The 8,603-nt window shown below is 69.0% G+C and carries 8 protein-coding genes and 1 pseudogene; 3 read left to right on the top strand and 6 right to left on the bottom strand.

The window, feature by feature from the left end; genetic code table 11:
- Window positions 1–62 precede the first annotated feature (62 nt).
- The 3 genes and pseudogenes from ACIRL2_RS26975 to ACIRL2_RS26965 form a co-directional block, all read right to left on the bottom strand.
- Window positions 63–250 (bottom strand): annotated as a pseudogene (locus tag ACIRL2_RS26975) (ATP/GTP-binding protein); the annotation flags it as partial.
- 106 nt (window positions 251–356) lie between these two features.
- The gene (locus tag ACIRL2_RS26970; protein WP_402235130.1) at window positions 357–737 is read right to left on the bottom strand and encodes a hypothetical protein; all 381 of its coding nucleotides are present in this window, start codon (window positions 735–737) and stop codon (window positions 357–359) included.
- 21 nt (window positions 738–758) lie between these two features.
- Window positions 759–1,256 carry an Lrp/AsnC family transcriptional regulator gene (locus ACIRL2_RS26965; protein ID WP_402235127.1) on the bottom strand — a complete coding sequence of 166 codons (498 nt, stop codon included), beginning with the start codon at window positions 1,254–1,256 and terminating at the stop codon, window positions 759–761.
- Window positions 1,257–1,401: 145 nt separating this feature from the next.
- Here ACIRL2_RS26965 and ACIRL2_RS26960 point away from each other — a divergent pair, with 145 nt between their 5' ends.
- Window positions 1,402–3,081, top strand: a complete 1,680-nt coding sequence (locus ACIRL2_RS26960; protein WP_402235125.1) for an MFS transporter — start codon at window positions 1,402–1,404, stop codon at window positions 3,079–3,081.
- 379 nt (window positions 3,082–3,460) lie between these two features.
- Here ACIRL2_RS26960 and ACIRL2_RS26955 read toward each other — a convergent pair whose 3' ends face one another.
- Window positions 3,461–4,267: a hypothetical protein gene (locus tag ACIRL2_RS26955; RefSeq protein WP_402235124.1), complete on the bottom strand. Its 807-nt coding sequence runs from the start codon at window positions 4,265–4,267 to the stop codon at window positions 3,461–3,463.
- A 293-nt stretch (window positions 4,268–4,560) separates the two neighbouring features.
- Window positions 4,561–6,072, bottom strand: a complete 1,512-nt coding sequence (locus ACIRL2_RS26950) for a hypothetical protein (protein ID WP_395861541.1) — start codon at window positions 6,070–6,072, stop codon at window positions 4,561–4,563.
- 385 nt (window positions 6,073–6,457) lie between these two features.
- On the opposite strand from ACIRL2_RS26950, the gene ACIRL2_RS26945 reads away from it, so the two are divergent.
- Window positions 6,458–6,694: a hypothetical protein gene (locus ACIRL2_RS26945; RefSeq protein WP_402235121.1), complete on the top strand. Its 237-nt coding sequence runs from the start codon at window positions 6,458–6,460 to the stop codon at window positions 6,692–6,694.
- A gap of 266 nt (window positions 6,695–6,960) precedes the next feature.
- On the opposite strand, the gene ACIRL2_RS26940 is transcribed toward ACIRL2_RS26945, so the two are convergent.
- A complete protein-coding gene (locus tag ACIRL2_RS26940) occupies window positions 6,961–7,908 on the bottom strand; it encodes an alpha/beta hydrolase family protein (protein WP_402235118.1) in 948 nt (315 codons plus the stop codon).
- 164 nt (window positions 7,909–8,072) lie between these two features.
- Here ACIRL2_RS26940 and ACIRL2_RS26935 point away from each other — a divergent pair, with 164 nt between their 5' ends.
- Window positions 8,073–8,444, top strand: coding sequence for a MerR family transcriptional regulator (locus tag ACIRL2_RS26935; RefSeq protein WP_395861841.1), 372 nt, complete (start codon window positions 8,073–8,075; stop codon window positions 8,442–8,444).
- Window positions 8,445–8,603 lie beyond the last annotated feature (159 nt).

Below are 8,603 nucleotides of genomic sequence, written 5' to 3'. Positions count from 1 at the left end.
ATTGAGCCTGGGGGTGGTGTTTGGTGTCCGGGATGGTGGTGTGGGTTGGGGTGGTGTGGGTTGGCCCGTCCGGCGAGTTGTGCCCCGCGTACCCGCCGAACAGCGGTGTGGCGGTCACGTCGATGCTCGCGTACACGAGCGTCGCCCCGATGCGTTCGGTGAGGTCCTTCAGCAAATCGGCGGTCTCCGCGCCGGTGGTGGTGTGCGGGTTGAGGCGGTGGATTTCGTCGATCGCGACCAGCCTCACTCCCGACAGGATGGCGATCGCCGCTGACAGGCAGGGAGTGAAGATCATCCGGCACCGGCACGACGAGCCCTTCGACGCGGTCGACCAGTAACGAGCCGAGCGTCGCTCACTACGCCCGCGACAGGTCGGGGTCGACGACCAGTCGGCCGCCGGGTTTCACCGGGGTCTCGGTGACAAGCGCGGTCTCGTCGACACGCCACATGGCGTTGGCGTCGGCCTCGCGCCATGACGTGCCCGCGAACCACTCCGGCTTCGCGATCCCCGTCAACACGGCCGCGCTCTCGACGCCGTTCCAGCCCTGACCGTCGATGCGCTCCAGGGGACGGCGCTCGATCCGCACCCACGTCCCCCGATCCGTGGCGGCCCCCACCGACCGCCGCTTGCGCACAACCGAACCCCGGTCCAGCCGCACCCGCAGGCCGTGGTCGACCAGATCCAACGCTTGCTCGACCGACTCCACCCGCAGGTCGACGACACTCCCAGATCGCATGCGGGTGGTTCGGGGGTGGGGCTATTCGGGCTGAGCGTTGCCGGAGTCGGTTGTGGGGGATAGGTCGGGGGTGAGGGGGCGGGCAGGGATGGGGCTGGCAAAGACGATGTTGGTTGTGACGTGGCCGAAGACGGCGATCCTGGTCGAGATGGTCTCCAGGTCTTCCATGGATCGCGCCGCGACCCGGATCAGGTAGCAGTCCTCGCCGGTGACGTGGTGCGCCTCCAGGACCTGCGGGGTGTTTCGGAGCATGTCCAGGAAGGCGCTCTTGGCGGCGCCGCCGAAGCGGAGGCGGACGAACGCGGTCAAGGGATGGCCGATCGCGGCCTGGTCGATCACGGCTCGGTAGCCGTTGATGATTCCGTGATCGGTGAGCCGGCGCAGTCGGTCCGCCGTGGACGACGGGGACATGTTGATCTCACGGGCCAGCTCGGCCGTGCTCATACGGCCGTCTCGCTGGAGCAGGGACAGGATCGCCACGTCGGTCGAATCGATCGCCTGCCGTGGATTCGACGCCATGACGCGGACGATACCGCAGGATGCGAGTCCGTGAAGGGTCGGATGCCGGTGATCGCGTGTTCGTTCGTCGGGCCGTCCCGACGACGATGGACGCTGGTTCGGCGATCCGTCGGGCCGGTGATTCGAGGGGAGGAACGGACTCGTGATGAAACACCCGCGCGCCGACGGCAACGCGTTTCTCGCGTTGGCGGCGATCTGTCTGTCCGCGTTGATGTTCGGGCTGGAGATCTCCAGTGTCCCGGTCGTCCTGCCGACGTTGCAGACCGTTCTGCACGGCTCGTTCTCGGACACCCAGTGGATCATGAACGCCTACACGATCGGTGTGACGACCGTGCTGATGGCGACCGGGTCTCTTGCGGACCGGTTCGGCCGCAAGCGAGTCCTCGCGGCGGCGGTGGCGGCGTTCGGTGCGACCTCGCTGGTGTGTGGGCTCGCGACGACGACACCGCTCCTGATCGCCGCCCGCTTCCTCCAGGGGGCGAGCGGTGGGGCGATGCTCATCTGCCAGATCGCGATCCTGGCCCACCGGTTCCCGGACGGCCGGGCGCGGGCCCGGGCGTTCGGCGTCTGGGGCATCGTCTTCGGCGCGGGGCTCGGCCTCGGGCCGGCCATCGGCGGTCTGATCGTCGAGGTCGCCGACTGGAGGTGGGTCTTCCTGGTCCACGTGGGGATCGCGCTGCTCACACTGCCGCTTCTGGCGTGGGGCGTCCGCGAGTCCCGCGACCCGCACGCGACGCGCGTGGACGTGCTCGGCCTGGTGACACTGTCGTCGGGCATCTTCGGCCTGGCGTTCGTCATCACACGGGCCCCGACGTCGGGCCTCGCGAACCCGGCGATGACGATGGTGCTCGGCCTCACCCTGATTTCGCTCGTGGGCTTCGTGGTGGCCGAACGGGTCGGTCGACACCCGATGTTCGACTTCTCCGTCTTCCGCAATCGTCGCTTCTCGGGCGCGTTGCTCGGCTCGGCCGCGATGAACTTCAGTTTCTGGCCGCTCATGATCTACCTGCCCGCGCACCTCGAACACGGCCTCGGGCACGCGGTCGTGACGGCGAGCACGGCCCTGCTCGCGTACACGCTGCCCACCCTGGTGCTGCCGCCGCTCGCGGAACGCCTGCTGCTCCGGTTGCGTGCGGAAGTCGTGATACCCGCGGGGCTGTTCGTCATCGGGTGCGGATTCTTCCTGATGTGGATCGGCAGTGGCACCGACAACCCGACCTGGGCCGACCTGTTGCCCGGCATGACCGTGGCGGGCATCGGACTCGGGCTGGCCAACACGCCCGTCACCAACACCACCACAGGTTCGCTGCCGACCGCGCGCGCCGGCATGGCCTCGGGCCTCGACATGACCGCCCGGATGACGTCGCTCGCGATCAACATCTCCATGATGGGGCTGCTGCTCACCGCCGGTGTCTCCGCCTACCTGCGCGCGCATCTGCCGGAACGCCTGCCCACCGCGCGCCTGCGGTCGCTGACCGAGCGCGTGGCCAACGGCGACGACGCGGAGGATCTGCGGCGTGCCTTCCCCGAACTGCGCCGACTCGACCCGACCGACACGATCCGGGCACACGCGCTCATCCAGGGGTTCGAGCTGATCACCCTCTACGGCGGCATCGCCGTGTGGCTTTTCGCCGCGGCGAGTTGGGCGTTGTTCCGTTCGGCGCCGAGCCGGGAGAAGGAGGGAGTCGAGGAAGCGGAGCAGATGGAGGATGTGGTCGAGGCGAGCCCCTCGACCGAAGGTGAGGGGATTGGGAGCCGGGCGACTCCGGGAGTTCCGCGGTCGGTGGGAGCGCCGTGCGGGTTGGAGGGCCGGGGGTGTTCGTGAGGCGGGAGTCGCCTTTCCCCGGGGATGTGAGTCTGCGTCTGGGGGGGTGGTGGTTGGTCGTTGGTCGGGTTGATGCGTGCTGTGGGGGTCTGCGTGCTGGTCGGGGTGTGGATGACCGTGATCGTTTCGACTGTCGCGGGCGTGACCACCGAGTAGCACATGCGACGAATAGGAGCGACCGGCAGTAGGCCGTGCATTGTCGGGAAACCGAATGGGTCGCGACGAAGCGAGCAAGACGCTCACATGATCACGGGCGTGTTGACGTTTTGTGGCCGCGAAGGACCTCTTACCCGTGTTGCGTCATCTCTGTTCGGAGCGCGCCATCCCACGCCTCGGCGGCGGCATGATTGAGGTCCTCATGAAACGAGTACTCGACCGGTCACCGGGCTCGGCGCCTCGTGTCCTGCTCCACGGCCCAGGTCCGCAGCCCGGTCACGGCCTCTTCCCGTGACAGCGGGCCGCGTTCGAGATGCAGATCTTGTAGATGGCGAGTGGCCGCACCGATCAGTGGGCCCGGAGGCAGGCCGAGCAGCTCCATGATCGCCCTACCGTCCAGAGCCACCGGAACGTTTGGGAGCCTCCTGTATTTCTCGCACTCCGCAGCAGCACGCGCTGTTCTCTCGTGCTCCGCGAGCTGTTCCGCATGCCACTCGTCGTAGGTTGCCGCCCATCGAGCGGCCCGGCCGGCCAACTGCCAGCCGTCCATGTCCTGTTCCCAACCAAGCCCCGCCTCCAGGAACAGGTCGTCGTGGGAGCTCGCTTCTTCGGAACTGCTCGGAACGACATCGAGTAGGGCGAGCGCGGCATTGATCGGCCAGTCTTCCCGCGGGCCGGTGAAGACCCGGGTATGGGCCGGACCCCACACTTTCGCGCCGGTTCGCCACACGGCAGCGGTCTGGTATCCGTGTCCCCCGTGGAAGTCAGCCTCCACGTAGGCGATCGGCCCGCCCCGGGACCAGTCGCTCAAGATCTGCTCGAAGGCCGGGGACATCACTGTGAATGGTTGACCAGACCCGGCGCCGTCCTGACCGGTGGGCAAACCCGCCGGCTCCTCGACGAGCTGTTTGGTGACGGGCACCAGCCCCATGCGCTGTCGGAGCGGGGCGACAACCGCTTCCCGAGTCCCGGCAATCCGGCTCCTGAGCAGGTCGAAAACCCCAATGACGGCGTTGAGCTGGTACGGCATTCCCGCAGGGTAGCCGCACCGCCGCCGCACGGAGTTTCGATTGGCTGATCGACCACATCGACAAGAACTCCGGGCCCGCACCGGCAGGTCCACGACCAAGCCGTCCACCTGGCCGACCGTGCGACGCAAGCATCCACGTCCGCAAACTGGCGAACGGCGAAGTGGTTGCTCGTATGTGGACCGATCGGCGTGACTCCCCGGCCGCCTACCGCACGCACTCGACCGACGAGGGCGACGTCACGCCCGACGCCGTCCTGCAAGCCGACCTGAGCGCACTTCGCCCTGCAGTCGGTTCACCGCGTCGGGCTCTCCGGTGGGATCCCGCGGCCGGCCACGCCGGGGGCGGCCCGCAGGGGGGTCCACTCGGGGACGTGGACGACCCAGGTCGAGTCGGTTGCGGTGCCCGGGACGACGTGGCGTCGCCATGTGGCCGCCCACGCCGGTGGGGCGGCCCCGTTCTTGGTCAGCAGTGCCGAGGGCACACGGTACGTCTCGGCGATCAGGTGATCGCGGGTGTGCGTCGCGTTGTTGCCCGACGGCGCCGCCGAGGCGCATCCGGCGTAGTAGGCGATGGGGATCGCCTCGGTGCCGGTGAGCAGGCAGGGCGGGCGGATGCCCGCCGCGCGCGCAGTCCGCGCGATCCGTTCCCAGTCCCGACGCGTCTCCCGGTGACTGTCCGCCCAGTGCGCGGTGATCAGTACCTGGACGGCGAGGTGTCCGGCAAGCGCCACACCGAGCGCCGCCCCCAGGACGAGTCGGGGCCGCCGACGCCCGAGTCGACCTCGGACCACGTCGATCACCGCGAGCAGACCCCAGACCGCGGGCAGCGCGAGCAGGGCGTAGGTCGGCAGCAGGAAACGTGGCGCGGAATAGTCGATGAGCAGGACGTAGGTGACGGCCAGGGAGACGCCCACGGCACAGGGCAGCCAGGCAAGCGCCGACAGCCGCGCCCGCCGCGCGGCCCACACGCCGGCGATCACCAACACCGGCAGGGCGCACCACCACACGAGCGCCGGGGCGGCTACCGAGTCGCCGGTACAGGGTCGGCACAACAGCGGCCCGTCCAACGCGGAAGCGGTCTCGCGAAGTGAGAAGGTCAGCCCCGTACCGCCCTGGATCTCGCCCGCGCGGTGCACCCGTTCGAGGATCCCGCCGAACCGAAGGTGCGCCTCGACCAGCCACGCGAGCACGCCGGCGAACGATCCGCCCACGATCACCGCGAACAGGTCCGCCCGCCGCCACGCCGGGACCGCGAGCGTGGCGACGATCAGCGGCAGCGCCAGCCAGAAGGCGTCGCCGGGCCGGACCAGACCCGCGACGGCGAGCGACCCGGCCAGTGCGAGCCGCCCGTGCCCACCCCGAGCCACCCACAGGTACCAGCCGACGGCCGAGACCCCGGCCATGGCCGAGTAGTGGTTGGGCATCGCCGCGCCCGCGTAGAACAGCGTGATCCACAACGTGGCGTAGCCGCCCACCGCACCGAGCACGACCGCCGGCCGGGGCACCAGTCGCAACCACGGCAGATACCCGAGAAACAGCGCCGTCGCGGCCGCCCCCGACAGCCAGTACCGCAGCAGAACCGTCGAATCGGTGACCATCACCACCGGCGCGACCAGCAGCGCCACACCCCGGGACCGGGGCGCGCTGAAGAACGCGGCCGGCGTGCTCGGGGCGTACTGGCTCACATAGACGATCTCGTCCCACCCCAACCCCATCTCGGGAGAGGTCAGGGCGAGTCCGCCGGCGGCACACACCACACACACGAGCCCCAACACCAGCGGCGACCGAAGGGCAATTTGCGACATTTAGCAATCTTGATCCCCAATATTGCAAAACAACCCAAAAGCCTCGTAAGCCATTTGGGTACGGCCGCGACCGTTACCCCGGGTGCCAGTAGGAACCGTGTCACCAGCCGCCAACGGCAGTGATCTTGCGAGGCATCCCTCGTGCGGGTGAGCCCCTTGGCCGTACGGCTGCGGTGTGTGAGCCCGCGCGAGGACCATCCACGAACGTGGCCCGTAGGCCGTTGGACCTGGACGAACCGGTCGAGCACTGGACGCTGTTGCAGGACGAGCAGGCGCTTGTGTCCGGCAAGCGGGGTGTGACGCGGCTGGGCTTCGCCGTGCTGCTGAAGTTCGGCGGCAGTACGGCCGGTTTCCACGCGGCCGGGTCGAGTTGCCCGGTGAGGCCGTGGGGTTCGTCGCCCAGGTGCGGGTTCCTCCTTCGGAGTCGAATTCCTACGACTGGGCGGGCCGTACGGTCGAGCACCACCGCGCGCAGATCCGGGAACACCTCGGGTTCCACGTGCGCCCATTCGGCGAGGTCGACCTGAACATGGCCGCCTGCCTCGATCTCGCGGCGGCCACCGTGGCCGCTCCCCGTGCCGCGGGCGATGGGGAACAGGCGGCGGAGCGATCACGCGCGTGAGCCGGCCGGCCCCCACCACACCCACATCTCGGAATCCGGCGAATCGAGACGCGCCAGGGGCGGTGGGCTACGCATCGGGGACGATACCCACGGAGCCCGGGGCGACGGATGTGATCTGCTCGGCGAAAGCCTGGGGCAGGCCGAGACTGCGCCACGTACGGCGGCGGTACCCGTCGGCGGAGGCGGCCCGCGCCATCGCCGTGCATATCGCGAACGCCACCTTCGCCGCCCACAGCGCCCCCGGAGGTGGTTCGTTTCGCGGAGTTTCACTTGGATTCGATCCGCCCCATGGGGGCGACACTCTGCGACAAAGCGTTCTGCGCTGTCGTCCAGCCCGCGTCCTCGATGCCGAGCGCGTGGCGAAGGTAGGCCCAGGTGACCCGTTGGATCAGGGACACGCGCTCGGGGTTCTCGTCCGTCGTCTCCCGGACTTCGTAGCCGGCGATTCCACCGAGGGAGTGCTTTGCCCCGAACAGGGTGAGCAGGCTCTTGCGCCCCGGGCTCAGGTGGTACGGGTCGGCGAGCCACTCCGGCCCCCTGACGGACAGCGGTATCTCGTCCTCGTTCCCCGCGACCACGAGGGTCGGCGTGGTCATGTGCGCGAAGTCCTGTCCCTTCAACCACGGGAGATTCTCGGCCGCGAAGGGGGTCAGGTCGGCTCCGCCCCTGCCGGCCGTGGCAAGCAGCACGCCCGCCTTGATCCGCGGGTCGGACAGGTCTTCCGCCTTCCGGCTCACCGGATCGAGGACGCGCAGACCCAGCAGATTGCCCGCCGTCTGGCCACCGAAGGAGTGTCCGGCCGCGGCGATGCGGCTTCGATCCAGGCGCCCGCCGAGACCGGGAACGGCGGCCTCCAGCAGGTCGAGCCGGTCGAGGACGCGCTTTATGTCCTGGACGCGGAAGCGCCAGAGCCGCGGTGTGCGGGGATCGTCCCGGGGAAGACCCACGGTCCTGGAGTCGAGATGGGTGGGCTGAATCACCACGAAACCGTGAGCGGCCCAGAAGTCGGCCAGGGGACCGTAGCCGTTCAAGGACGACCCGAAACCGTGCGAGAAGACGATGATCGGCAGTTCGCTCCCGGTTGTCGGCGCGGAGATTCTCACCTGCAGGCCCTCGCCACGGCCCGGTGCTTCCAGTACCACCGGCTTCACCGAGACGATGGGGGCGGGGGCGGTGACGGCCACGTCGGTGGCCGGCGCGTCTGATGTGGTCATGGGCGGATCTTCCTTCGCATTTCCGGTGGGGAAGCTGTCGAACAAGCCGGTCACGGTCTCGTCCTTCGCCTGGGCGGAGGGGGCGAGCCGTCGCGAGATACGCTAAAACCTGACGCTGACGTCAGAGGCAAGAAGTGTGGTCCGGCTCACATCGGAGAGACATGATGCGTATCGGCGACCTCGCCACCAGGGCAGGCGTCAGCGTTCGGGCGCTGCGCTACTACGAGGAACAGAACCTGCTCGCCTCGGAACGCAGCCCCAGCGGCCAGCGGCAGTACCCGGACAGCGCGGTCGACCGTGTCCGGCTGATCCAGCAGTTGTACGCCGCCGGGCTGCCGAGCAAGACGATCGCGGACCTGCTGCCGTGTGTCGTGAACGGTGAGGCGACGCCCGAACTGCTCGACCGGCTTTCGGCGGAACGGGATCGCATCGACAGCCGGATCGGCGATCTGGTGAGCGCCCGGGACAGACTGGGCACCGTCATTGCCGCCGCCACCGCGAACTGGCGAACGGGCCAACGCTGCCGGCCCCGGTAGTCGGCAGCCGAGCTTTCGCGCGTCCCCGTCCGGCCGTCCAAGACGGCCGGACGGCGGCACGTGGCGAGGGGAGAACCGGGCTCTGCGGCCGGGAACGGAGATGTCCAGCAACCGACCGATTGACGAGCAAGGTCGTCCAGGGGGCGGTGCGTGTCCTCA

This window comes from Embleya sp. NPDC127516, from assembly GCF_044765325.1.
Lineage (GTDB): Bacteria > Actinomycetota > Actinomycetes > Streptomycetales > Streptomycetaceae > Embleya.
This window is presented reverse-complemented; position numbering and strand designations above follow the sequence as displayed.

Bases quoted from the DNA above. Each gene is read 5' to 3' on its own strand.
- ACIRL2_RS26970 (WP_402235130.1), bottom strand. From the start codon at position 737: ATGCGATCTGGGAGTGTCGTCGACCTGCGGGTGGAGTCGGTCGAGCAA.
- ACIRL2_RS26935 (WP_395861841.1), top strand. From the start codon at position 8,073: ATGCGTATCGGCGACCTCGCCACCAGGGCAGGCGTCAGCGTTCGGGCG.
- ACIRL2_RS26955 (WP_402235124.1), bottom strand. From the start codon at position 4,267: ATGCCGTACCAGCTCAACGCCGTCATTGGGGTTTTCGACCTGCTCAGG.
- ACIRL2_RS26950 (WP_395861541.1), bottom strand. From the start codon at position 6,072: ATGTCGCAAATTGCCCTTCGGTCGCCGCTGGTGTTGGGGCTCGTGTGT.
- ACIRL2_RS26960 (WP_402235125.1), top strand. From the start codon at position 1,402: ATGAAACACCCGCGCGCCGACGGCAACGCGTTTCTCGCGTTGGCGGCG.
- ACIRL2_RS26965 (WP_402235127.1), bottom strand. From the start codon at position 1,256: ATGGCGTCGAATCCACGGCAGGCGATCGATTCGACCGACGTGGCGATC.
- ACIRL2_RS26940 (WP_402235118.1), bottom strand. From the start codon at position 7,908: ATGACCACATCAGACGCGCCGGCCACCGACGTGGCCGTCACCGCCCCC.